The following is a 23,960-nucleotide window of genomic DNA, read 5'->3' on the forward strand; positions in this document are numbered from 1 at the left end:
CGGACGCGCGTTCGCACGCGCCCGTCATGACGCGAGCGAGGCGGGGGATGGGTTATTCCTGGGAGGGGCGGGAGGGGGCGGGATCGTGATTGCGGAGGCAACCCGATTCACTGGATGGTGATTTAAGGTTCGCGAGATTTCGCGGACATGAAAGCAAGGGCAGCTGTTGCCCCCAAATCACCTGGCGGCGCGTGCGACGGCGTGCGCTGATCGCATGACTCGGGCGCGGTGGCGTCGCGAGGATGCGAGCGTGTGTTCTCCCCTCGGCTGTTTGATAATCGAATCAGGACGGCGCCTCATCTCCGGTGTCGTCCCTGCGGAAGCAGGGACCCATAACCACCGCTTTGCGTGTGGGAGTTCGCTGGGGCCACAGAGTCGCACAGCAATTTCACCCTGTGGTTATGGGTCCCGGCTTTCGCAGGGACGACGATGGGAGAGAGCGGAGCTGCTCCGCCGCCGCTTCCGCTGATCGCTCGCCCTTCCAGCTCAGGATCTCCGCTGCCAGGATCGGATGATTGAATCCCTTCAGCACGAGGTCGTCGATGGCGCGGCCCTCGACGAAGGGTTCGACCATGCCGTAGACGCGGCGGCTCACCACGATCTGGCCGGCCTTGGCCTCGCCGCACAGGCGGGAGGCGAGGTTGGTGACGCTGCCGATCGCGGCATATTCCAGCCGCTGCTCGAAGCCGACCTGGCCGAGCGTGGCATAGCCGAGCGCAATGCCGATGCCGAAGCCGAGGCTATGCCCGCGGTTGCGCCACTTCTCGGTCAGCGGACCGACCGTGTCGCGCATTTCCACCGCCATCTTCACGGCGCGCGCGGTGTGGTCGGCAAGCTGGATCGGCGCGTTGAACAGGATCATCACGCCGTCGCCGGCATATTTGTCGAGGGTGCCTTCATATTTGAAGATCAGCTTGCCGAGCGCGGCGTGATATTCGCGCAGCACGTTCATCGCCTCTTCCGGCTCGGTCGCCTCGGTGAAGGCGGTGAAGCCGCGCAGGTCGCAGAATACGACGGTGACCTCGCGGCGGTGGCTGTCGAGCAGGCCCTCGGGATTGTCGGACGAGGCGATCAGCTGCGCCACCTGCGGCGCCAGGAAGCGCTCGAGCCTTCGGATGCGCTCGATCTCGCCGAGCTGGGTCTCGACCCGCTGCTCCAGCGACTTGTTCCAGTCCTTGAGGGCTTCGGTCTGCTCGCGCAGCTTGTCGGCCTGCTCGCGCACGGTGGCGTTGGCCTCTTCCAGCGCGTGGCTCTTCTGGTCGACCTCGGTGAACAGCCGCGCGTTGCGCATCGCCAGCACCGCCTGGTGCGCGAAAGTCTTCATCAGGCCGATCAGGCTCGACGGGAAATCGCCGGCCGCCTTGCGCAGCACCACCAGCGCGCCGAGCACGCCTTGCTGGTCGACCAGCGGCACCACAAGCACGGAGCGGAAGCCGGCGCCGACCACGACATCGCGCAGCGGATGATCGGGCTGGTCGGTGAGATCGGGAAACGCCAGCGGCTCGCCCTTGGCCGCGGCGTCGCCGAGCGGGCTGTTTGCCGCATCGATCGCGCGATGATGGCCTTCGGCTCCGCTGTCGATGCCGATCGATTGCGTCAGGGTGAAGCTGCGCCGTGCGGCGTCATAGCCATAGATCAGCACGGCGTCGGCATGGGTGATCTCGAGCGCGCGGGCGCCGACCGTCGGCAGCACGGCGGCAAGATCGAGCGAGGACGCCACCGCGCGGCCGACCTCCTCCAGTACCTTCAGCTCGTTGATCGATTGCGCGAGGTCGCGGGTGCGCTCCTTCACCTTGGCCTCGAGGTCGGAATAGGTTTCGGCCAGCTGCGTGGCCATGCTGTTGAATTGGCCGGCGAGCTCCTCCAGCTCATCTGAAGTCTTCACCTCGATGCGATGGCCGAAGTCGCCGGCGCCAAGCCGCCGCGCGCCGGTGCGCAGCGCGGTGATCGGCTCCAGCATGCGCCGCGCCAGGATCGTGCCGGCGATGATCGCGACCACGAGGCCGAGCGCGATCAAGAGCGCGATGCGCACCAGCTGGTCGCGGATCGGCGACAGCGCCTGCGCGGTCGGCTGCTCATAGAACACGTGCCAGCCGAGGTTCGGCGCGGCCGTTGCTGTGGTCAGCACCGCGTTGCCGTCGACATCCTTGCCGGAGGCGATCGGCCTGCCGCCGGGCGAAAGCACCGCGGCGACCTGCGGCAGCGCGGCAAGATCCTTGCCGACCTCGGGGCCCTTCGACGAGCTCGCCAGCACGCGGCCCTTGCCGTCGACGACATAGGCATGAGCGAGCCGGCCGACCTGGGAATCGCCGAAATAGTCATTGAGGAAGCGCAGGTCGATCTCGGCCATGGTGACGCCGGCATTGAAGCCGGAATGCTGCTCGCCGATCGACATGAACGGCCGCCCGTCGCGAAAATACGCCGGCGCATAGGCGGTGCCGCGGGCGATGGTCTCGGTGAACCTGCCATCGCGGGAGAAGTCGGCGTTGGAGTTGACGGTGGTGGTCTGGCGCGACAGCCGCAGCAGCTCGCGGCCCTGGCCGCTGATCAGGGTGAGCTGGCTCACCGCCGGCACCTGGCCGAGCAGCTGGGCATAGTCGGCGCGGCGCAGCTCGATCGTATTGGAGGAGGCGCGGGTCACCCAGGAGATCTGGCGCTCGAGGTCGGAGATCGCCTGCTCGATGCGCTTGGCGGTGGCGTCCGCCTTCTCGCTCATCGCATCCGTCAGCGTGCCCTTGATGCCGCGGTAGCTGATCCAGGTCTCGAGCGCGCCGTTGACCGCGAGCACGAATACGACGAGGCCGACCAGCGCGAGGACATATTTGGCGAACAGGCCGCCGCGCAGGAACCAGTTCTTGCCCTTGTCCGTAGCCGCGTTCATCCAGCCTCGTCCGCCCCTCGCATCAATCGGGTGCGCCGCACGATCCGCCGCTGTTTAGCACGGATCGGCGAGGCGGGGCGGCCGCTCGGGCCGCATGGTTATCCCTTCATATCGGCGGGGGATGTCCGGGAATATCAGCGATTGAACAGCTGACGCAGCACGTCCTTCATCGCCGGACTGTCGTGCTGCTCGGCGGTCTCGCCGGGCGGAGGGGGCGGTGGCGGGGCCGGATCGGCGGCCGGCGGCGCGTCCGCCTCGGGCTTGGCCAGGCTGCGGCTCGGCCGCGATGCGTTGCCTTGATTGAAGGTGGAGAGGCCCTGCTGCAGCAAATTGCCGATGGTGTCGCCAAGCTGCCCGCCGAGCGGGTTGCTCTGGCCGGCGCCGCCGCCGGGTGGCTGGCCGGTGCCGGGCTGCGCGCCGCCCTGCACGCCGTTGAGCAGATTGGTCAGCCCGTTGAGGCCTTCACTCAGCCCCTGGCCGTTCGCCCCGAACAGGCCCTTGCCCATCTCCTTGAGCTTGGCATAGGCCGCCTGCGGATTGTCGAGGATGCCCTGCATCTCCGGATAGATCCGCGGCGATACCCAGGGTCCCTCGAGCATCACGGGGATGCCGAGGCCGACCGGATTGCCGGCGCGGCCCTGGCCTTCGGTGGTCATCACGAGCTGCGGCTCGACGCGGAACCCGATCTGGCGGGTGTTGAGGTCGATGGTGCCGACCCCGGTCATCTTCACCAGCGGGCCGATCAGATTGAGATCGGTGGTGACGGCCTGGCCCTTGTCGACCTTGAATGACGCCGAGAGCTGGCTGAGATCGGTCGACAATTCCTGGCTCTCCTGCCAGCCCGACAAGGTGCTGGTGGTGAGGCTCCGGATCATCTGCGCCACGTTGAGGCCGAGGATCTTGCCGTCCTGGAACACGACGAAGGCGGTGCCGGCGAGATTGCCGACGATGGCGCGCTCGCTGCCGCCTTGCGCGGTCAGCGCGATCTTGGCCTGCATCCTGCCGTCGAGCTTGTCGAACTCGGCAAGGCTCTTCAGCACCGGCAGCGCGCGCACGCCGGCGAGGTCGAGCCGCAGCGCGTAGATTGGATTCGTAGCTCGCGCGTCAATGGTGACGTCGCCATTGGCGGTGCCCTCATAGGCGCCGAGATTGGCGAGCCGGCCCTTCAGCACGCCGCTGTCGATGGACGCATCGATCGCCGCCTGCGCAAAGCGGCCGTCGCCGATCACGAGCTCCGCCGCCGAGATGCGCGCCTGCGCGTCGACATAGTTGAGCCCGGCAAGATCGATCGACGCGTTGCTCCAGGTATTGGTGCCGAGCGGCTGCGTGGAGCCGGACTGGCCCGGCGGCATCGCGATCGCAATGCGCTGGAAGTCGAGATCGAGCTTCACCAGCGGCTTGTTGCTGGCGAAATCGACCGAGGCCCAGCCGGTGAAGCCGCCATCGCCGAGCGTGCCGGAGACGCCGTTGAACATCACCACCGTGCCGTTCAACCGCGCTTCCGCATTCGCCTTGATCGCCGCGGGCAGCAGGCCGGGCGCATCGATGCTGAATTCGGCCGGCACGCTCTGACGCTCCAGCGGCGCTTGCGGCGCGGTCGCGCGGATCTCGAACCTCAGCGGCTTGTCGCCGGCGTGTGCATCACCCGTCACGACGATCTTGCGGTCGTCGCCAATGGTCGCGTCCGCGTTGAGCGTCTCGATCCGGTTCTCGACCCGGTCGCGCACATTGGAGAGCACGATGGTTCCGCCGGTGATGCTGACATGCCGGATCGTGATGCCGCCGCCATCGGACGCGGAGGATTTCGCCGGCGGATTGTGGTCGCGGGTGCGCTCGCGCTGCAGCGGCAGATTGATCACCGGCTTGACGATCGAAAGGTCGGTGATGTCGGGCTGGCCCGACCACAGGCTCGACAACGTCATCTCGGCCCCGACGCTAGCGGCTGCGAACCGGTTGTTGACGTCGCGCCCCCGCGGGTCCTGCAACACGACATCGCTCAGCGTCAGATTGACCCTCGGCCAGAGGCCTATCCTGGCGCCGCCATTGATGGTGAGCTTGTAGCCGGTCTCGCGCTCGACCCGATCGGTGATCGCAGATGTGAGGAACGAGGACGGGATCCCGACCGCTGCGACCAGCGCGATGATCACGATCACGGCAGCGATGGCGGCCCCGGCGAATTTCAGTGCTCTCATGTCGTTGTTCCAGGCCGGGCAAGCGGAATTCCGCCGCAGAAGGACACGGCCGATCACACGAGTTTATCCCGCAAACGGGATCTCGCTCCATTGACCGGAAAAATAATCCGTTACCGCATGAACTTATGTGACCTCTCACACACTCTTATGAGGGTGATTTTTGCTAACCGGGCGTCAGGGGATCGGCTCGGATGGATTTGGAAGGCAGCAGTACAATGAGCAAACAGGCCGAATTTGCGGTCATTCTGAAGATGAATCCGATGTTCGCCGATCTCGGTGCGGACGAATTGCAGCGGCTTTCCGGCCTCTGCCACACCCAGCAACTCGCGACCGGCGAGGTGCTGTTCCAGAAAGGCGATCCCGGCGATGCCCTGTTTGGGGTCCGCCGTGGTCAGATCCGGATCGAGACCGGTGCCTCCGACGGCAGCCGGCTCACACTGAACTTCATGGGATCCGGCGACCTGTTCGGCGAAGTCGCCGTGCTCGACGGTCAGGACCGCACCGCGGATGCGACCGCGGGCGAGCCCAGCGAATTATTCGTGTTGCGGCGGCAGGATTTCCTCGGCTTCCTCGAGCGCGAGCCGAAGGTCGCGGTCAGGCTGATCGAATTGCTGTGCCAGCGCATCCGATGGCAGAGCGAGCGGATGGAAGAATCCGTGCTGCAGCCATTGCCGGTCCGCCTCGCACGGCGGCTGTGCGCGCTGGCCGAGGATTTCGGTTCCGAGGTGCACATCTCGCAGGAACAGCTCGGCATCTTCGTCGGCGCCGCGCGCGAAAGCGTCAACCGGCAGCTGCAGACCTGGCGCAGGGACGGCATCGTCGACCTGCAACGCGGCCGGATCATGCTGCACAACATGACCAAGCTGACGGCGGTTGCCCGCAACGACTAGAGCGGGCGCGAATGCAACGCGCGCGGGAAGATCCGATTCTTTCGCGCGCTTTGCTCGCGAATGTTGACGCACTCCTGCCTAAAAGACGTGCTTGCATGATGAGGCCGGTACCGCTTTCATCCGGCCGCCGGTCCTTGGGGTGACACCCAGCCTTTGCTGGCCTCACGCCATCCACCTGCAAACCCCTGCGGTCTCTCCCGTTGACCGCAGGGGTTTTGCGTTCCGGCAGATGCGTGACGCGAATCAGCCTACCTCAACACCACTTCGGGATCGGCCCAGCGCAGATACTGGCGCGGCGCGGCGCCGAGCTCGCGCTTGAACATCGCGGCGAAAGCGCTCGGGCTTTCATAGCCGACGTCGAGCGCAACGCAGGTGACGGCTTCGCCGGCGCCGAGCCGCGCCAGCGCTTCGAGCAGCCGCACCCGCTGGCGCCAGGCCGCAAAACTCTGGCCGGTCTCGCGCCGGAACAGACGCGTCAGCGTCCGCCGGCTGAGCTGGCAGCGATCGGCCCATTCGTCGAGCGTGAGATCGGAACTCGGATCGACCAGCACGGCTTCGCAGATCGCGGCGAGCCGCGGATCGGGCGGCACCTGCACATGCAGCGACACTTCCGGCATCCTGCCGATCTCGTCGAGCAGGAAATCGACCAGCCTGCCGTCGCGCCCTTCCGGATCGTAACGGGTCGGCATATGCACCGCTTCTTCCATCAACGCTTCGACCAGCGCGGAGACCCTGATCAGGCGGCATGTCGCCGGAGCGTTCCTGATGCGGTCAGGCGTGACATAGATGGTCTGGATCTCGACCTCGCCCCATGCCCGCGACTGGTGCGCGACGCCGGCCGGAATCCACAGACCGTGGCCGGGCGGCACGACGAAATGGCCGCGCTCGGTCATCATCGAGGTGACGCCCGCGGTCTGCAGGATGAATTGATCGCGTCGGTGCGCGTGTCGTGCACTGGTGCTTTCGTTCGGATAGGAGGCCGCCATCGCCGCGAGCGGCCGCTCGACCTGTTGCAGCTGTCCGGCATAGTGCGCGGCGGCTGCGGGACCCGATTGCTTGCGGCAAACGCGCAAGCCGGTGGTGTCATTTCGTCGCGCTGCGACTTTCAAGTGTCGTGAGCTCCTGATCGATCGTCGTTTTCGCAGGGTGCTCATGCATCTTCCGGGCCACTTGGCCCGATCGCGATGGTTGTTGTCCCTCTTCAGGTAGCGCGGGATATGGCGTTTGGCAACAATGCCTCACCCCGCGGCATTCGCCGAAATCGAATGTGAGAGCGCGGAGACGGAGAGGTCCGATGAACAGACGCGAATTCACCAAGGCAATGCTGGCCTGCGGTGCAGCCATCCCGTTCGGCATCACGCGGGCGGCGGGCCAGACCCGCGGTGGAACGCTCAACACCATCATCCAGCCCGAGCCGCCGGTTCTGGTGACCGCGCTGAACCAGCAGCAGCCGACCTTGACGCTCGGCGGCAAGATTTACGAAGGCCTGCTGAAATACGGCGCCGATCTCAAGCCGATGCCCGGCATGGCGCAGTCCTGGGAGATCTCGCCCGACGGTCTGACCTATACGTTCAAGCTGTTTCCGGGCATCACCTTCCACGACGGCAAGCCAATGACCTCGGAGGACGTGGTCTTCAGCTGCATGAAGCTGCTGGTGGAGACGCATCCGCGCGCACGGCAAAACTTCGCCCGCGTGGCGTCGGCGGAGGCGCCCGATCCGCTCACCGTCGTGTTCAAATTGAAGCAGCCGTTCGCGCCCTTCATCGGCTGCTTCGATTGCACGTCCGCCCCGATCGTGCCCAAGCACATCTATGACGGCACCGACTACCGCAAGAATCCGGAGAACGACAAGGCGATCGGCACCGGCCCCTTCAAGCTGAAGGAGTGGGTGCGCGGCTCGCATGTTCATCTCGTCCGCCACGACGGCTACTATCAGAAGGACCAGCCCTATCTCGACGAGATCGTCTACCGTGTGATTCCGGACGCGGCCTCGCGCGCGCTGGCGCTCGAGAACGGTACGGTGCAGCTCGTGCAATGGTCCGACGTCGAATTCTACGATGTGCAGCGCTTCAAGGCGCAGAAGAACCTCGAATTCACCACCAGGGGCTACGAGTATTTCGCGCCGCATCAGTGGCTCGAAATGAACAATCGCATCGCGCCGATGAACGACAAGCGGTTCCGGCAGGCGGTGATGCACCTGATCGATCGCGAGGCGTTCAGCAAGCGGGTCTATTTCGGCAATGCCAAGGTGGCGACCGGACCGATCTCGTCGAAGACGCGGTTCTACGATCCGAACGTGAAGCGCTACGAGTTTTCGGTCGACAAGGCCAAGGCCCTGCTCGACGACATGGGATTGAAGCCTGGCGCCAACGGCAAGCGCGCCGAGATCAAGTATATCGTGCCGCCCTATGGCGAGTCCTATCAGCGGGCCGGCGAATTCTTCCGCCAGAGCTTCGCGCGGGTCGGCATCGACCTCGTCCTTGTCGGCACCGACATGGCCGGATGGGCCGAGAAGGTCGGCAACTGGGATTATGAGATGACCCAGAATCTGCTCTACCAGCTTGGCGATCCCGCGCTGGGCGTCGCCCGCACCTATATTTCGTCGAACATCAAGAAGGGCATCCTGTTCTCCAACACGCAGGGCTATTCGAATCCCGAGGTCGACAAACTGTTCGACGAGGCCGCGGTGACGCTCGATGAAGCCAAGCGGCAGGAGCTCTACACCAAGGTGCAGCAGATCCTGGTCGAGGACGTGCCGGTGGCCTGGACGCTCGAGATCGAATATCCCATCATCTACGACAAGGCGTTCAAGAACATCGTGACGACGGGCATCGGCTCGCACGAAACCTTCGGGTCGGTCTACAAATCGTGACCCGGCTCGGGAGCGCAGCGGCGATCGGACTTCAGGCGGTCAGCCGCATCGCCCAGCTCGTCGCCGTGATCCTCGTCATCGCGACGTTCAACTTCGTGCTGGTGCGGGCCGCGCCCGGCGATCCGGCCCAGGTCATGGCCGGGCAATCCGGCGCGTCCGATCCAAAACTGCTCGACGACCTGCGCAAGGAGTACGGGCTCGACAAGCCGTATTTCGTGCAGCTTGCGAGCCACCTCGGCCGTGTCGTCAGGCTCGACCTCGGCTATTCCCACCGCCAGCGCCGTCCGGTCGTCGATCTGATCCTCGAACGGCTTCCGGCGACGCTTCTCTTGACCGTGACGGCCTTCTGCCTCGCGCTCTTGATCGGCACCGCGCTCGGCGCGCTGGCCGGGCTCGCGGCGGGCAGTGTGCTCGACACGGTGTTCACCGTGCTCTCGCTCGTGCTCTACGCGACGCCGGTGTTCTGGCTCGGCCTGATGCTCGTGCTGGTGTTCTCGGTGACGCTCGGCTGGCTGCCGCCGTTCGGCTACGAGACCATCAACGTCCAGCTCTCGCCGGTCGAACATGCGCTCGACATCATGAAACACATGATCATGCCGGTCACGTCGCTGGCGGCGATCTATCTGGCGATCTATGCCCGGCTGATGCGATCCTCGATCATCGAGGTCGCGCAGCAGGATTTCATCAAGACCGCGCGCGCCAAGGGCTTGTCCGGAACACGGATCGTGGTCGGCCACATGCTGCGCAATGCGCTGGTGCCGGTCGTCACTGTCGCCGGCATGCAGGCCGGCGCGCTGGTCGGCGGCGCCGTGGTGATCGAGACGGTGTTTGCCTGGCCGGGCCTCGGCCGCCTGACCTTCGAGGCACTGCTGCAGCGCGACTATCCGGTCCTGCTCGGCATCTTCCTGATCCTCTCGATCGTCGTGATCGCGCTCAACCTGCTCACCGACCTGGTCTACCGGCTGATAAGTCGGATCGTAGCCATGTCGTTCTGTGAGCCAAGGAGTTGCCAGACATATTTGTCTTCCTAAGACCGCTTGGCCTCCGACTTGGCCTTGTCCTGCTCCTCGTCGTCGTTGTCGTCGCGATCATCGCGCCGGTCGCATTTCCGGTCTCGCCCTGGGAGATGGTCGGCGCGCCGTTCACGCCGCCCGGCGAGGACGGATTATGGCTCGGTGGCGATACGCTCGGCCGCGACGTCGCCGCCGGCGTCGCCTATGGCGCGCGCGTGTCGCTCCTGATCGGCATCGCCTCGGCGCTCGCGGCGATGGCGATCGGCGTCGTGATCGGCGCGATGTCAGGCTATTTCGGCGGCAAGGTCGATCTGGTGCTGATGCGGATGACGGAATTGTTCCAGACTATTCCGGCCTTCGTGCTGGCCATCCTGCTGGTCGCGACCTTCAATCCGTCGCTGCTGACGATCATCCTGACCATCGGCGCGGTGAGCTGGCCGCCGCTGGCGCGGCTCACGCGCGCCGAATTCCTCCGTCTGCGGCACCGCGAATTCGTCGAGGCCGCGCTGTGCCAGGGCGAACGCACCTGGCGCATCGTGCTCGGCCATATCCTGCCGAACGCGATCTCGCCGATCCTGGTGGTGACGTCGCTGACGGTCGCGACCGCGATCCTGCTGGAAAGCGCGCTGTCCTTCATGGGGCTCGGCGATCCCAATCTGATGTCGTGGGGCTTCATGATCGGTGCGGGCCGCACCGTGATCCGGAATGCGTGGTGGATGAGCGTGTTTCCCGGCCTCGCCATCCTCGTCACCGTGCTGGCGATCAACCTGTTCGGCGAGGGACTGTCGGATGTTCTCAACCCGCGCGTCTCGAGGCGCCGGTCATGAGCGAAGCCATGCAGTCCGGCGCGCCTGTTCTTGCAGTCGAGGGCCTCTCGATTGCGCTCCCCAAAGGGGGCGACCGGCCCCTCGCGGTCGAGAATGTGTCGTTTGAAATCAGGCCAAACGAGGTGGTTTGTCTGGTCGGCGAATCCGGCTCCGGCAAGTCGATGATCGCGCATGCGGTGCTGTCGCTGTTGCCGCGGGGCGTCGACGTCGGGTCCGGTGCCGTGACGGTCGCAGGGCAGGATCCGTCGAAGCTCGACGGCCGCGCCCTCCGCAAGTTGCGCGGCGGCAACGCCGCGATGATCTTTCAAGAGCCGTTGTCCTCGCTCAATCCGCTGAAGCGCGTCGGCAGGCAGATCGAGGAGATGATCCTGGCGCACCAGCGGCCTGCGCCCTCGGTGACCGAAGTCCGCGAGCGGGTGCTGACGCTGCTGACCCAGGTCGGGCTGCCGAATCCGCAGCTGCTGGAAAAGAGCTACCCGTTCGAGCTTTCCGGCGGCCAGCGCCAGCGCGTGATGATCGCGATGGCGATGGCCAACCGCCCCGCGCTCCTGATCGCGGACGAGCCGACCACCGCGCTCGATGTCACGACCCAGCGCCAGATCCTGCGCCTGATCGACGATCTCCGGCGCGAGCGCGGCATGGGCGTGCTGCTGATCACCCATGATTTCGGCGTCGTCGCCGACGTTGCCGATCGCGTCGTGGTGCTGCGCCATGGCAAGGTGGTCGAGCAGGGCACGGCCAGCGAGGTGCTTCGCAATCCGCAGGCCGCCTACACGCGCGAATTGATCGACGCGGTTCCGAAGGCGCGCCTCGCCGACATCCACGAGGCCATCGTGCGTCCCGAGCCGTTGCTCGAGGTCATCGGCCTGCAAAAGACCTTTCGGGTCAAGCGCGGCTGGTTGCAGCCGCCACGCGAGGTGATCGCCGCTGATGGCGTCTCGCTGACGCTGCACGAGGGCGAGACGCTTGCGGTGGTCGGTGAATCCGGCTCCGGCAAGTCGACGCTCGGCCGCATGATCATGCGGCTCACCGAACCTGACGCCGGTGCCATCCGCTTCGGCGGCGCGGATCTCCGGCAGCTGCGCGGCGAGGCATTGCGCCAGGCGCGGCGCCGGCTCCAGATCGTGTTCCAGGATCCGTTTGCCAGTCTCGATCCGCGCCAGAAGGTCGGCGATGCCATCGCGCGCGGTCCGATGGCCTATGGCACGTCGCGGACCGAGGCGATGGCGCAGGCGAACAAGCTCCTTGTGCGGGTCGGCCTGTCGGCGACCGCCGCCGATCGCTACCCGCACGAATTCTCGGGCGGCCAGCGCCAGCGCATCTGCATCGCGCGGGCGCTGGCGCTGAAGCCGCGGGTTCTGATCGCCGACGAGGCGGTGTCGGCGCTGGACGTCTCGGTGCAGGCCCAGGTGCTGGCGCTGCTCGCCGAGTTGCGCCAGGAGATGCGGCTTGCGATGATCTTCATCACGCACGATTTGCGGATCGCCGCCGAGATCGCTGACCGCGTCATCGTCCTGCAGAAGGGGCGTATCGTGGAGGAAGGCACCACCGCCGAAGTGTTCACCGCGCCGCGCCAGGCCTACACGCGCGATCTGCTCGACGCGATTCCCGGGCGCGATTTCTTCGACCAGCCGGGCTTTGCGGCCGCGGCCGATGCACGCCCCACAGCAAGGACCAATTCATGACCGACAGCCGTTCAGTCCCCCTTCCGGCCAGCGCGCGCGAGCGCATCGAGGCGGCTGTCGACGCCGCCTTCGAGCAGCAGATCGCGACCACGATCGCCTTCTCGTCGATTCCCAGCACGCGCGGTCAGGAAGGTCCCTGTCAGGACATGTTCGCGAAGTTGCTGCGCGAGCGCGGCTATGAGGTCGACGACTGGGTCATCAATCAGGACGAGCTGAAGACGCTGCCGGGCTACGGGCCGGTCGAGACCGATTTCTCCCGCGCGCGGACCGTCGTCGGCACCTATCGGCCGGCGCGCGAGGAGGGACGTTCGCTGATCCTTCAGGGGCATTGCGACGTGGTGCCGGTCGGGCCGCTCGACATGTGGGAGCGGCCGCCGTTCCAGCCGGTGGTCGAGGACGGCTGGCTCTATGGCCGCGGCACCGGCGACATGAAGTCGGGCACCATTGCCGCGCTCTACGCGCTCGATGCGGTGAAGGCCGCGGGCTTTGCGCCGAAGGGCCGCATCCATATGCAATCCGTGATCGAGGAGGAGAGCACCGGTCTCGGCGCGCTCTCGACCTTGCAGCGAGGTTACCGTGCCGATGCCTGCCTGCTGCCGGAGCCGACCGAGGAACGGTTGATGCGCGCCCAGGTCGGCGTGATCTGGTTTCGCCTCAGGGTTCGCGGAATCCCGGTCCATGTCGCGCGCGCCGGCACCGGCTCCAACGCCATCCGCGCCGCCTATCATCTGATCGGCCATCTCGACGCGCTGGAGGCGGAGTGGAACGAGCGTGCCAAGTCGCATCGCTATTTCGGCGCGGTGCATCACCCGCTCAACTTCAATCCGGGCATCATCAAGGGCGGCGATTGGGCCTCCAGCGTACCGGCCTGGTGCGACGTCGATTGCCGAATCGGCATCCTGCCGGGATGGAAAATCGCCGACTGCCAGGCCGAGATCGTCGACTGCGTGACCAAGGCCGCCCGGGCCCATCCGTTCCTCGCCAACAATCCGCCCGAGATCGTCTGGTCGGGCTTCCTGTCGCCGGGCTATGAAGCGACCGAGGTGCAGGAGAGCGAGGCCGTCCTCGGTTCGGTCTACGAGCATGTGTTCGAGCGCAAGCTGACGGATTTTCCCTCGACCGCGCTGACGGATGCGCGCTTCTATGGCCTGGACTATGGTGTTCCCGCATTTTGCTTCGGCGCCAGGATGGAGAACGCGCACGGCTTCAATGAACGGGTCCAGCTCGATTCGCTGAAGAAGGTCACCAAGGCCTACGCCCTCTTCGTCGCGAGCTGGTGCGGGATCGACGCGGTATAGAGCATGATCCGGAAAAGTGCGAAGCGGTTTTCCGACAAGATCGTGCTCAATTAATTGGGACAAACCAAACGGGAGGTTCGCTATGGGTGACCAGAATGCAGGCGGCAAGCCGCCGGTCAAATCGCAGGAGGATCTTCGTGCGCATTTCGGGCAATTGAGCCCGCTCGCCGAGAAAAAGGTGCTCTACCATCTCGACAAGTTCTGCCGCGGCTTCATCGCGCTGTCGCCGTTCCTCGTCATCGCCTCCAGCGACGGCAAGGGTCACGCCGACGCCAGCCCGCGCGGCGATGCGCCGGGCTTCGTTTCCGTGCTCGACGACAAGACGCTGCTGATCCCGGATCGGCGCGGCAACAACCGGGTCGATACGTTCGGCAATATCATCGCCTCGCCCGGGATCGGGCTGATCTTCATGGTGCCCGGCATCAACGAGACGCTGCGCGTCAACGGGCGCGCCGAGATCTCGCAGGAGCCGGACCTGTTGACGCCGCTGACGGTGCAGAACGTCACGCCGGTCATCGGCCTCAAGGTGCATGTCGACGAGACCTACTTCCACTGCGGCAAGGCGCTGATGCGCTCGAAGCTCTGGAATCCCGCCGCGCAAGTCGAGCGCCACAGCTTTCCGACGCTCGGCCGGATCATCGCCGAGCAGACCGCCGCGATCGAGGTCGAGGTCGCCGAGAAGGCGATGGAAGAGGCCTATCGCACGAGACTCTACTAGAACTCAATGAAACCAGATTGAATCGCATGCCCGGGTGATGACACCGCGTGGCGTGACGCCCTGAATCGGGAAGCATCCTCATCGTCGTCCCTGCGAAAGCAGGGACCCATACGCCGCGGCGGACCTTGTTGCAGGACTCGTCGTTCCAGCATCGCCCAACAATTGGCAGTTGTGGCTATGGGTCCCTGCTTTCGCAGGGACGACGTAGTGGAGGGGCCGCGGACTCAACGGCGGCGTCGCTACGGTTGGCCGCAGAGAAGCGACGCCGCGGTCATACGATTTCTGAATAATGGAAGAATGCCACTGAGTTGCCCGACGAGTCAAGCTGCCATGTCGGACGCCGGCAGCCGCCGGCTACTTTGCATGGGGTTGTTTTCGATATTTTGGCAGCGCGCCCTGCGACGGCGGCCTTCGCGACTGCCGCCAAACCCGGCTTCACCATGCTTTGGCGGCACCGCTGGCGAGCCTCAGCTCATTCCGCGGCGGGCGAGATCATGTTCGGTGGACCGGGCGGCCGCTTGGTCTCGTCAGCCTGCTTCTCGTTCGGGGTCAGCTCGTGGTCGGCATGCGAGACCACGAACCGTTTGCCGAAGCGCCAGATCAGGCTGCCGATGTCGTCCATCACCATGAACATCGCCGGCACGAACACCAGCGACAGCGCGGTCGAGAAGATCAGGCCGCCGATCACCGCGAGCGCCATCGGCGAGCGGAATTCGCCGCCGGCGCCGAACGCGAGCGCCGACGGCATCATGCCGGCGGCCATCGCGATCGTGGTCATCACGATCGGGCGGGCGCGCTTCATGCCGGCGTCGATCATGGCTTCCTCGCGCGCCTTGCCGTCGCGGATCGCCTCCACGGCGAACTCCACCAGCATGATGGCGTTCTTGGTGACGATGCCCATCAGCATCAGGATGCCGATCCATACCGGCGTGGTGAGCTGCTTGCCGGTCAGCAGCAGCGCGCCGATCGCGCCGCCGATCGAGAGCGGCAGCGAGAACAGGATGGTGATCGGCTGCAGGAAGGTGCCGAACAGCAGCACCAGCACGGCATAGACCATCATCAGGCCGGCGGTGATCGCGGTGGCGAAGCCGTCGGACAGTTCGGCAAGGCTCTCGGCGTCGCCGGACGGGCTGACCTTCACGCCCTTCGGCAGGCTCTTCATGACCGGCAGGTCGTAGATCAGCTTGGTGGCGTCGCCGAGCGCGGCGTTGCCGACGAGATCGGCCGCGACGGTGGCCTGCCGCTCGCGGTCGTAGCGGTTGATGCTAGTCGGGCCCTGGTCGAGCTGGATGTCGGCGACCACGGAGAGCGGCACGCCGCCGCGCTCGCCGCGCTGGCCGAGCGGCACCCGCAGCTGCTCCAGCATCTGCAGGTCGCTGCGCGCATTGTCCTCGAGCTGGACGCGGATCGGCACCTGGCGGTCGCCGGCGTCGAACTTCGCCAGCGCCGGACCGACGTCGCCGATGGTGGCGACGCGGATGGTCTGCGACAGGCTCTCGGTCGAGACGCCGAGCCGGGCCGCGAGCTCGGCGCGCGGACGGATGCGCAGCTCGGGCCGGTCGAGCGCGGTCTCCGAGATCACGTTGGCGATGATCGGAATCCGCTTCATCTGCGTCGCGAGTTCGCTGGCGACGTTGTTGACGATGTTGCTGTCGGTACCGGTGACGACCAGCGAAATCGCGCGCAGGCCGTTCTCGTCGAGGAACCAGAATCTGATGTCGGGAACGTTATCGAGCTCCTTGCCGATCGACAGTTCGAGCTCGCGCTGGGTGATCTTGCGGTCGGCCTTTGGCGTGTAGTTGATGATCAGCGCGGCGCGGCGCACCTCCTGGAGGCCCGGCGGCACCCGGCCGCCATCGACGAACACGCTTCGTACCTCGGGCCGCTTGCGCAGCCGCGCCACGATCTCCTCGGTGACTTTCTCGGTGTAGGCGAGCTGCGAGCCGGGCGGCAGCTCCATCGCGAGCAGCGAGCGCGCGGTGTCCTGCGCCGGCAGGAAGCCCTGCGGCAGCAGCGTGATGCTCCAGATCGACGCGGCGAAGATCGCAAAACCGATCAGCACGGTGACGAAGTAGTGCTTTACCGACCAGGTGACGAGGCTGTGATAGCCGCGCAGGATCGGGCCGGGCGGCGGATCGTCGTGGTCATGATGCTTGAGGAAATAGGCGGCCAGCATGGGCGTCACGAAGCGCGCGGCGAGCAGCGAGAAGAACACCTGCACCGACACGGTGATGCCGAATTGCTTGAAGAACTGCCCGGCGATCCCTGACATGAAGCTTGCCGGCGCGAAGATCGCGATGATGGTGAGCGAGATCGCGATCACCGCAAGGCCGATCTCGTCGGCCGCTTCGAGGGCGGCACGATAGGGCGTCTTGCCCATCCGCATGTGGCGGACGATGTTCTCGATCTCGACGATGGCATCATCGACCAGGATGCCGGTCGAAAGCGTGATGGCGAGGAAGGAGACCAGGTTGAGCGAGAAGCCGAGCAGGTCCATCGCCCAGAATGCCGGGAAGATCGACAGCGGCAGCGAGACCGCCGCGATGATCGTGGCGCGCATGTCGCGCAGGAACAGCAGCACGATGATCACGGCAAGGATCGCGCCCTCGAACAAGGTCGAGATCGCGGCCTCGTAATTGCCCTTGGTGAACTCGACAGAGGTGTCGATCAGCTTCAGGTCGACGTCGGGATAGGCCACCTTCAGCGCGTCGATCCGCTTCTGCACAGCGGCCGCGACGACGACGTCGCTGGCGCCCTTGGAGCGCTTGATGCCGAGCGCGACCACCGGCTCGCCGTTGAAGCGGGCGAAGGTGCGGCGGTCGGCGATGGTGTCGGTGACGGTGCCGAGATCGTCGAGCCGGATCTCGCCACCGCCGAACAGCGGGATCATGGTGCCAGCGAGCTCGTTCAGCGTCTTGGCGCCGGCGAGCGTGCGGATCGCCTGGTCGTTCTTGCCGATCTCGGCGCGGCCGCCGGCGACGTCGACATTGGTGCCGCGCAGGATCTGGCTGACATTGACCGCGGTCAGTCCCACCGCCTGCAGCTTGTCAGGATCGAGCGAGACCAGGATCTCGCGCTCGACACCGCCGATGCGCTCGACCTGGGCGACGCCGCGCACGCCCTGCAGGGCGCGCTTGACCACGTCGTCGACGAAATAGGACAGCTGCTCCGGCGTCTTGCCGGGCGAGATCGCAGCATAGGTCACGATCGGCAGGCCGATCACGTCGACGCGCTGGATCAGCGGCTCGGTGACGTTCTGCGGCAGATTGGCGCGCACGCGCGTCACCGCGTCCTTGACGTCGTTGAGCGCGCGATCGGTGTTGGTCTCCAGCGCGAACTGGATCGTGGTCACCGACAGGCCGTCGGTGATCGAGGAAGAGATGTGGCGTACGCCCTCGACGCCGGAGACGCCGTCCTCGATGGTCTTGGTGACCTGCGATTCAAGTTCCGACGGCGCGGCGCCGAATTGCGAGACCGCGACCGAGATCACCGGAATGTCGGCGCTCGGCAGCCGCGTCACCGCGAGCTTGGTGAAGGAAACCCAGCCCAGCACGAGCAGGATAATCGAGAAGACGATCGAGGGAAGCGGGTTCCGGATCGACCATGCCGAGATGTTCAAAGCCATTAGCGTGCCCGAATTACCGTGATCGCGTGCGATCGAGTTCGTCGGCGAACATGGTCTTGATCTGGTCGCCGTCATGCAGCGAGGTGCCAGCATCGGCCACGACGATTTCGCCGACGTCGAGGCCTTCAAGGATTTCGGTCGAGGTGTCGGAGGTCAGCCCGACGCGCACCCGGCGGGTCTCGACGGTGTTGCCCTTCACGACCTGCAGGGTCAGGCGGTCGATCGCGGTGCGCGGCACCGCGACCCCGCAGGAGCGCTTGGCGTCGATATTGGCGCGCGCGAACATGCCGACCTTCAGCGTCGGATTGTTGTTGATGGTGATGCGGACGTGCCCGAGCTGGGTGGTGCGGTCGATCTGCGGCGAGATCTGACGGACCTTGCCGACCATGTCGGGCGCATCGTCGCGGCTGATGCGCACATTGGCGCCGGGGTTGAGCTTCAGGAGCTGGAAGCCCGGCACTTCGGCGTCGAGCTCGATCTCGTTGTTGATGGAGATCTTGAACATCGGCGGACCCTGCGGCGAAGCCGGCGCGCCGGGCGCGGTGCGCACTTCGGTGACGAGGCCGGCCGCCGGCGCCCGCAGCACAAGCGGCTTGGCATTGGCCTGTGCGGCCTGCTGCGGCGGCGGGGTCAGCCGCGCCAGTTCCTGGTTCTCGGTGACCGTGTCGCCCTCGCGGACCAGCACGTCGATGACCTTGGAGCCGTCCTGGTCGACATTCACCTGCGCCTCGCGGCGCGGCACGATGAAGCCGGTGACGCGGACCATGTCGGAGAAGCAGGCATTGGTCGACTTCGTCACCACGACCAGCGCCTGGCCCGGCGTCTCCTTCTCCTCGGGATGGGAGCGATGCTCGAACGCGTAATAGGCGATCGCGAGGGCGAGGAAAACCACCGTGCCGAGCGCAGGCTTGAGGTATTGGGAAAAATTCATCGCCTGATCAATCCAGAGCCTGGCGCATCATGGGTGTTGGTCGAAGTCTCATCACGCTCGCTATCGTACTGCTTGGGCATTCGGAAGGCCGGTGCCATTGTTCCGGATCATGCCCTGACGTCATGTGAGGCGGGTCACCTGTGGGCCGTTTGGGTCTCGGCCCAACGGCATTGGCCCAAAAGCAAATGCGCCCCGCCGGGGTGCGGGGCGCATTGTAACCTCAAAAACACAGTCCGCCACGCCCATCACTTGGCGGCGGTGGCCTTGTTTTCCACGTTCACGACCTGCACGCGCCGGTTCACCTCCGCCATCGGGTGGCTCGGGTCCTTCAGCTTGCTCTTGCCATAGCCGACGGTGACGAGATCGGTGCCGTTGATGCCGTATTTGTCGACGAGATAGCGCTTGATGGCGTCGGCGCGGCGCTCCGAGAGACCCTGATTGTAGTCCTCGCCGCCCGCGGCGTCGGTGTGGCCGGCGACCACGAAGGTCGAGCCCTTCAGGTCCTGATTGGTCAAGGCGCGGCCGAGCGCCTGCACCGACGGCAGCGACTTCGCGCTGATGTCGGCGGAGTTGTAGTCGAAGTTGATCTCGAGATCGATCTTGGGCTTGTCCTGGACGATGGTCGCGATTTCCTCGCGTTCCGCCGAGGACAGCGAGCGGGTGGCGCGGCCGCGAACGCTCTGCACGAATTTGGCCTGGTCGGCATTCAGCTCCGGCGAGGTGGTCTGCGGGCCGGCCGAAAGGCCGCGGGTCAGCGGCTTCTTGTCGGGCGTCAGCGCCTTGATGATCTGATCTTCGGTGACGTCGCCGGCATGGGCGACGGCCATGCCGAACGACAGCGCGGCGCCAACGGTCATGATTGAAACGATCGCGGCCTTTGCCGACGGCTTGAACATTTCGGTCCCTCTTGCGCAAGCTGGCGCGGTTCCAGGCAATTATTCAGATTGATCGCCGGCGTTGCTGCCCGGCACGCACCCTCTGATTAGTCGCGCAATTCCGTCCGCGGTTCGAGCTCGCGGGCAGGTCTTCGTCGGTCTGTCACTGCACGCCGTAGTCGGCGAATTCCTTGACGATGTTCGGGTCCATCGCCTTGGCGTTGGCGATGTCGAGATCGCCCTCCGCGACCGCGCCGTTGCGCTGCTTGGCGAGCCCGCGCCCGTACAGCGACGAGGTCAGCCGCGGGTTGATCTTCAGCGCGGCGTCGAAATCGGCGATCGCGTTCTTGTTCTGCCCGCCCTTCAGGTTCATCAGCCCGCGGCTGTCGAGCGCATCGACGAAGTTCGGACGCAGCCGCAGCGCCTCGTTGCAGTCCTTCAGCGCCGCCTGCAGGTCGCCGATCACGGTGCGGACCCAGCAGCGGTTGTTATAGGCCTCGACATCCTTCGGGTTCAGCCGCAGCGAATTGGTGAAGTCCTTCACCGCAAGGTCGTAGGCCCCCTTGCTGGCATAGACCTGGCCGCGGCGATACAGCGCCGCTGCGTCGTCGGGATTCTTGTCCAGCTTTTCGCTCAGGCTCTTGATCGTCGGATCATCGGCGAGCACGGGCGAATTGCTAGGCGCCGGCGTGGGCTGGATCACGACCGGCGGGGGAGCCGCGGGCGGCGGCAGGGCGATCTCGGGCGCCTTGGGCTGGGGTGGCGGTGCAGTCGGCGCTGCCGCAACCGGAGGCGTCGGCGGCGCCGGTGATGGTGTCGGCGCTGTTGCCGCTGGTGGCGTCGGGGTTGTCGCAGGCGGTGTCGGCGTTGCTGCGGGCGGAGCCGGGACCGGCGGTGCCGTTGCGACCTCGGGTGACGGCGACGCGGCAGGTGCCGGCGCGGCGTTCGACGGCCCGGCCGTGCCGGCCGGAATGAACGAGAAATCCTCGGCCAGTGACGACGAGATCCACGGCACCTGTTCCTGCCGCGAGGCCCGGGTGACGCCGACGCGGGTGCGGTTCAGCGTTTCCTCGGCCATCAGGTCGGGGGTGCGGATCTCCTTCAGGAGTTCCCGCACGAACAGGCTGTGGTCGCTGCCATTGTCGGAGACGACGGACGACAGCGCGGCCGAATACATCACCAATGTGCCGTTGGGGGCGATCACCGGGGCGAGCCCTGCCGAAAAGCTGCGGAAGCGCCGCTCGAACGGGTTGCGCCGCGAGGCGTCGATCAAGGCGATCTTCACCCCGGCGCCACGGCTGTTGATTTCGCCGAGCACGGTCTCGAGGCTGAAGCCGTCGCGGCGAACGTCGGCCTCGGCCCAGATCTGCGCATCGATCGGGATCATGTAGCTCTGCCGGTTCGACTGGATGCCGTAACCGGAGAAGAAGATCAGGGCGACCGAGCCCGGCTTGATCTTGCCGTAGAGGCGGTCGAAGGCGCGGCGCATGCCGTCGCCGGTCAGGTTCTCCCCGACCTCGACGGTGAAGCCATCGCGCTTGAGCTCGTCGGCGACGTCACGGGCGTCGTTGACCGGCTCCTTCAGCGGTGCGTCGGCGTCGGGATATTTGGCGTTGCCGATGACCAGCGCGAAACGGTCGCCGGCGGCGTAGGACAAAGTGGGCGCCGCGATTGAAAAAATCAGCGTGGCGAGCAAGGCAAGGCGGATTTTCATAATCGCAGCAAATCCAGATCGCGGCATTCCAATGAAACGGCGCCGCTTCCAGCCTGCGCCTCGGGGACCTTACTCTAGCGAAAATCCATTATCAAACCACGGCCAAACCCCCGTCAACGGCTTGCGGCGGCATCGTTTATCGCGGTGATACTGGTGAGACCGCAGTGCAACAGCACACGGTCATGGCGGCCATCGCCGTCACGGCATGGTGCTGGTTCCTGTGAGCCGATAATGTGCTGGCACTCACAACGGCTGTCGCCACCCTGTCATGCGCTCGTCGCACGCCGCGCGGTTTGACCTTTGCGCGAGGCGATGGCTTTGTGTTCAGGACGGCAAGCCATTCAAAGACAAGCCGTTCAAAACAGGCCTTGCAAACAAGAGCGAAACCGATGGGAAACGCCTACGAGATCTATGCCCTGCGCTATGCGACGATGTCGCCGCGCACGCCCCACCTCAACTTCCTGGTGCCCGATCCGCACGACACCACCGCGCAGGACCTCGACTATTTCGTCTGGCTGGTGCGGGGTCATGGCCGCGACATCCTGGTCGACACCGGCTTCAACGCCGAGGAGGCCAAGGCGCGCGCCCGCAAGCTGACGCTCAACCCGGTCGATGCGCTGGCCGGCTTCGGCGTCAGCGCCGACAGCATCAAGGACGTCATCGTCACCCATCTGCACTACGACCATGCCGGCAATCTGGATCGCTTCCCGAACGCCAAATTCCATCTGCAGGAACGTGAGATGAGCTACGCGACCGGCCGCTGCATGTGCAACGGCATGCTGCGCCATCCGTTCTCCATCGAACACGTCACGCAGATGGTGCGCCACGTCTATGGCGAGCGCGTCACCTTCCATTCCGGCGACGGCGAGATCGCACCCGGCGTCACCGTTCATCGCGTCGGCGGCCATTCCGACGGCCTGCAGGTGGTGCGCATCGAGACCGCGCGCGGCCCGGTCGTGCTAGCGTCCGATGCCGCGCATTATTACGCGAACCTGCACAAGCGCAGCCCGTTCCCGATCGTCTACAATGTCGGCGACATGGCGCAAGGCTGGGAGACCGTCGAGCGACTGGCCGGTCATCCCGATCGCTTCATTCCCGGTCACGATCCGATCGTCAGCGAGATCTATCCGCGGGCCAGCGACAAGGTCGATGCGTTCGCCCTGCATCTGGCGCCGTCGCGATCGTTCGCGAAATAGCCTCGCCGATTGAGCGAGGCACGTCTGCAACACGTCAAGAAACGTCAAAAAGAAGCGATATGACTGACACCAAGACGACTGACACCAAGACTCTCGGGTTCATCGGCCTCGGCGTGATGGGTGAGCCGATTTGCCGCAACCTCGTCAAGAAGAACGGCAAGCGCGTTGTCGTGTTCGACCTCTCGGCCGAACCGCTGCAGCGGTTGCGCGCCGACGGTGCCGAAGTTGCGGCGTCGGTCGCCGACGTCATCGAGCAGAGCGATGTGCTGTTCCTCTGCTTGCCGAGCGCCAGGCACGTGCGCGCGGTGTTCGAAGGCGACGGCATCTTGAAGAGCACGAGAAGCGGCCAGATCGTGGTCGATCTCGGCACGTCTTCAGTCAGCCAGACCCGCGATTTCGCCGGGCAGTTGCAGGCCAAGGGCGCGGCGTGGGTCGACGCGCCGATCGCGCGCACGCGGCAGGCGGCGCAGGACGGCACGCTCAGCGTGATGGTCGGCGCGGTGCCCGCGCTCTATGTTGCGATCGAGCCGCTGATCCGCTGCTTCGCCACCGACGTCACCAATTGCGGCGACGTCGGTGCGGGGCAGGTGACCAAGATTCTCAACAACATGGTGCTGTTCGAAACCGTCAATGCGCTGGCCGAGGCCGTCGCGGTGGCGAAGCACAACGGCGTCGATCCAAAACTGCTGCTGGATACCCTGTCGAAGGGCTCGGCCGACAGCTTCGCGCTGCGTAACCATGGCATGAAGGCGATCGTGCCCGGCGTGTTTCCCGAGCGCGCATTCTCGACCGAATATGCGCTGAAGGATCTGTCCTACGCGTTGGAGCTCGCCGCCGATGCCGGCATCAAGATCCGCGGTGCGGAGCTGATCGGCGCGGTGCTGCAGGAGGCGATCGACAAGGGATCGGGGGACAATTACTTCCCGGTCATCGCGAAACATATCGACAGGGCGTAACGGCACCGTCATTGCGAGGAGCGTAGCGACGAAGCAATCCATCGTCCCGCATGCTCGGATGCATGGATTGCTTCGCTTCGCTCGCAATGACGGTGGAGGGAGCCGCGTACAAAGTTCCATCACCGTCACCCTGAGGAGCGCGCTCTCGCGCGCGTCTCGAAGGGTCGACGGCCACCAGCCGGGCCGTGCATCCTTCGAGACGCGCTACGCGCTCCTCAGAGTCTGACTCATAAGTCACCCATCCTTGCGGGCAGCGGCAAGTCTGCGGGTCAGGAGCCTCATGTGTG

Annotated in this window: 16 protein-coding genes; 9 read left to right on the forward strand and 7 right to left on the reverse strand. The window is 65.6% G+C overall.

The features are described 5' to 3' along the window. Nucleotides 1-388 precede the first annotated feature (388 nt). Both QJT82_RS38260 and QJT82_RS38265 read right to left on the reverse strand, forming a co-directional pair. On the reverse strand, nucleotides 389-2,881 hold the full coding sequence (locus QJT82_RS38260) for an adenylate/guanylate cyclase domain-containing protein (RefSeq protein WP_028343646.1): 2,493 nt from the start codon (nucleotides 2,879-2,881) through the stop codon (nucleotides 389-391). A 134-nt stretch (nucleotides 2,882-3,015) separates the two neighbouring features. Continuing rightward, nucleotides 3,016-5,073: an AsmA family protein gene (locus QJT82_RS38265; RefSeq protein WP_028343647.1), complete on the reverse strand. Its 2,058-nt coding sequence runs from the start codon at nucleotides 5,071-5,073 to the stop codon at nucleotides 3,016-3,018. Between the two features lie 215 nt (nucleotides 5,074-5,288). Between QJT82_RS38265 and QJT82_RS38270 the strand changes: the two genes are divergently transcribed. Next, a complete protein-coding gene (locus QJT82_RS38270) occupies nucleotides 5,289-5,963 on the forward strand; it encodes a Crp/Fnr family transcriptional regulator (protein ID WP_016845951.1) in 675 nt (224 codons plus the stop codon). Nucleotides 5,964-6,211: 248 nt separating this feature from the next. Here the strand turns inward: QJT82_RS38270 and QJT82_RS38275 are convergent, their stop codons facing one another. Next, on the reverse strand, nucleotides 6,212-7,072 hold the full coding sequence (locus QJT82_RS38275; RefSeq protein ID WP_028343648.1) for a helix-turn-helix transcriptional regulator: 861 nt from the start codon (nucleotides 7,070-7,072) through the stop codon (nucleotides 6,212-6,214). Nucleotides 7,073-7,257: 185 nt separating this feature from the next. On the opposite strand from QJT82_RS38275, the gene QJT82_RS38280 reads away from it, so the two are divergent. From QJT82_RS38280 to QJT82_RS38305, 6 genes are all read left to right on the forward strand, one after another. Next, nucleotides 7,258-8,835 (forward strand): ABC transporter substrate-binding protein, encoded by a 1,578-nt coding sequence (locus tag QJT82_RS38280; RefSeq protein ID WP_028343649.1) that lies wholly within the window; start codon nucleotides 7,258-7,260, stop codon nucleotides 8,833-8,835. Continuing rightward, entirely contained in the window at nucleotides 8,832-9,866 is a 1,035-nt protein-coding gene (locus tag QJT82_RS38285) for an ABC transporter permease (RefSeq protein WP_281446689.1), read from the forward strand. The genes QJT82_RS38280 and QJT82_RS38285 overlap by 4 nt, the downstream gene beginning before the upstream one ends. Continuing rightward, nucleotides 9,842-10,675 carry an ABC transporter permease gene (locus QJT82_RS38290; protein WP_281446690.1) on the forward strand — a complete coding sequence of 278 codons (834 nt, stop codon included), beginning with the start codon at nucleotides 9,842-9,844 and terminating at the stop codon, nucleotides 10,673-10,675. The genes QJT82_RS38285 and QJT82_RS38290 overlap by 25 nt, the downstream gene beginning before the upstream one ends. After that, nucleotides 10,672-12,360, forward strand: coding sequence for an ABC transporter ATP-binding protein (locus QJT82_RS38295; RefSeq protein WP_259245073.1), 1,689 nt, complete (start codon nucleotides 10,672-10,674; stop codon nucleotides 12,358-12,360). The genes QJT82_RS38290 and QJT82_RS38295 overlap by 4 nt, the downstream gene beginning before the upstream one ends. After that, nucleotides 12,357-13,658: an ArgE/DapE family deacylase gene (locus tag QJT82_RS38300; RefSeq protein WP_028343652.1), complete on the forward strand. Its 1,302-nt coding sequence runs from the start codon at nucleotides 12,357-12,359 to the stop codon at nucleotides 13,656-13,658. Before QJT82_RS38295 ends, QJT82_RS38300 begins: the two co-directional genes overlap by 4 nt. Before the next feature lie 82 nt (nucleotides 13,659-13,740). Continuing rightward, entirely contained in the window at nucleotides 13,741-14,376 is a 636-nt protein-coding gene (locus QJT82_RS38305; RefSeq protein WP_028343653.1) for a pyridoxamine 5'-phosphate oxidase family protein, read from the forward strand. Nucleotides 14,377-14,848: 472 nt separating this feature from the next. Here QJT82_RS38305 and QJT82_RS38310 read toward each other — a convergent pair whose 3' ends face one another. From QJT82_RS38310 to QJT82_RS38325, 4 genes are all read right to left on the reverse strand, one after another. Continuing rightward, entirely contained in the window at nucleotides 14,849-18,001 is a 3,153-nt protein-coding gene (locus QJT82_RS38310; protein WP_028343654.1) for an efflux RND transporter permease subunit, read from the reverse strand. A gap of 13 nt (nucleotides 18,002-18,014) precedes the next feature. After that, complete coding sequence (locus tag QJT82_RS38315) at nucleotides 18,015-18,932, reverse strand: efflux RND transporter periplasmic adaptor subunit (protein ID WP_028343655.1); 918 nt, start codon at nucleotides 18,930-18,932, stop codon at nucleotides 18,015-18,017. 245 nt (nucleotides 18,933-19,177) lie between these two features. After that, nucleotides 19,178-19,828, reverse strand: a complete 651-nt coding sequence (locus QJT82_RS38320) for an OmpA family protein (RefSeq protein WP_028343656.1) — start codon at nucleotides 19,826-19,828, stop codon at nucleotides 19,178-19,180. Between the two features lie 142 nt (nucleotides 19,829-19,970). Continuing rightward, a complete protein-coding gene (locus QJT82_RS38325) occupies nucleotides 19,971-21,521 on the reverse strand; it encodes a caspase family protein (RefSeq protein WP_028343657.1) in 1,551 nt (516 codons plus the stop codon). Nucleotides 21,522-21,910: 389 nt separating this feature from the next. On the opposite strand from QJT82_RS38325, the gene QJT82_RS38330 reads away from it, so the two are divergent. Further along, entirely contained in the window at nucleotides 21,911-22,717 is an 807-nt protein-coding gene (locus QJT82_RS38330) for an N-acyl homoserine lactonase family protein (protein ID WP_028343658.1), read from the forward strand. An 8-nt stretch (nucleotides 22,718-22,725) separates the two neighbouring features. Continuing rightward, on the forward strand, nucleotides 22,726-23,673 hold the full coding sequence (locus QJT82_RS38335; RefSeq protein ID WP_259245213.1) for an NAD(P)-dependent oxidoreductase: 948 nt from the start codon (nucleotides 22,726-22,728) through the stop codon (nucleotides 23,671-23,673). Nucleotides 23,674-23,960 lie beyond the last annotated feature (287 nt).

This window comes from Bradyrhizobium sp. Mp19, assembly GCF_029952935.1.
Taxonomy (GTDB): Bacteria; Pseudomonadota; Alphaproteobacteria; order Rhizobiales; family Xanthobacteraceae; genus Bradyrhizobium; species Bradyrhizobium elkanii.

What these genes read in the sequence shown, in the direction of transcription:
- QJT82_RS38260 (WP_028343646.1), bottom strand. Translation starts at nt 2,881, where the DNA reads ATGAACGCGGCTACGGACAAGGGCAAGAACTGGTTCCTGCGCGGCGGC.
- QJT82_RS38265 (WP_028343647.1), bottom strand. Translation starts at nt 5,073, where the DNA reads ATGAGAGCACTGAAATTCGCCGGGGCCGCCATCGCTGCCGTGATCGTG.
- QJT82_RS38270 (WP_016845951.1), top strand. Translation starts at nt 5,289, where the DNA reads ATGAGCAAACAGGCCGAATTTGCGGTCATTCTGAAGATGAATCCGATG.
- QJT82_RS38280 (WP_028343649.1), top strand. Translation starts at nt 7,258, where the DNA reads ATGAACAGACGCGAATTCACCAAGGCAATGCTGGCCTGCGGTGCAGCC.
- QJT82_RS38295 (WP_259245073.1), top strand. Translation starts at nt 10,672, where the DNA reads ATGAGCGAAGCCATGCAGTCCGGCGCGCCTGTTCTTGCAGTCGAGGGC.
- QJT82_RS38300 (WP_028343652.1), top strand. Translation starts at nt 12,357, where the DNA reads ATGACCGACAGCCGTTCAGTCCCCCTTCCGGCCAGCGCGCGCGAGCGC.
- QJT82_RS38305 (WP_028343653.1), top strand. Translation starts at nt 13,741, where the DNA reads ATGGGTGACCAGAATGCAGGCGGCAAGCCGCCGGTCAAATCGCAGGAG.
- QJT82_RS38310 (WP_028343654.1), bottom strand. Translation starts at nt 18,001, where the DNA reads ATGGCTTTGAACATCTCGGCATGGTCGATCCGGAACCCGCTTCCCTCG.
- QJT82_RS38315 (WP_028343655.1), bottom strand. Translation starts at nt 18,932, where the DNA reads ATGAATTTTTCCCAATACCTCAAGCCTGCGCTCGGCACGGTGGTTTTC.
- QJT82_RS38320 (WP_028343656.1), bottom strand. Translation starts at nt 19,828, where the DNA reads ATGTTCAAGCCGTCGGCAAAGGCCGCGATCGTTTCAATCATGACCGTT.
- QJT82_RS38325 (WP_028343657.1), bottom strand. Translation starts at nt 21,521, where the DNA reads ATGAAAATCCGCCTTGCCTTGCTCGCCACGCTGATTTTTTCAATCGCG.
- QJT82_RS38330 (WP_028343658.1), top strand. Translation starts at nt 21,911, where the DNA reads ATGGGAAACGCCTACGAGATCTATGCCCTGCGCTATGCGACGATGTCG.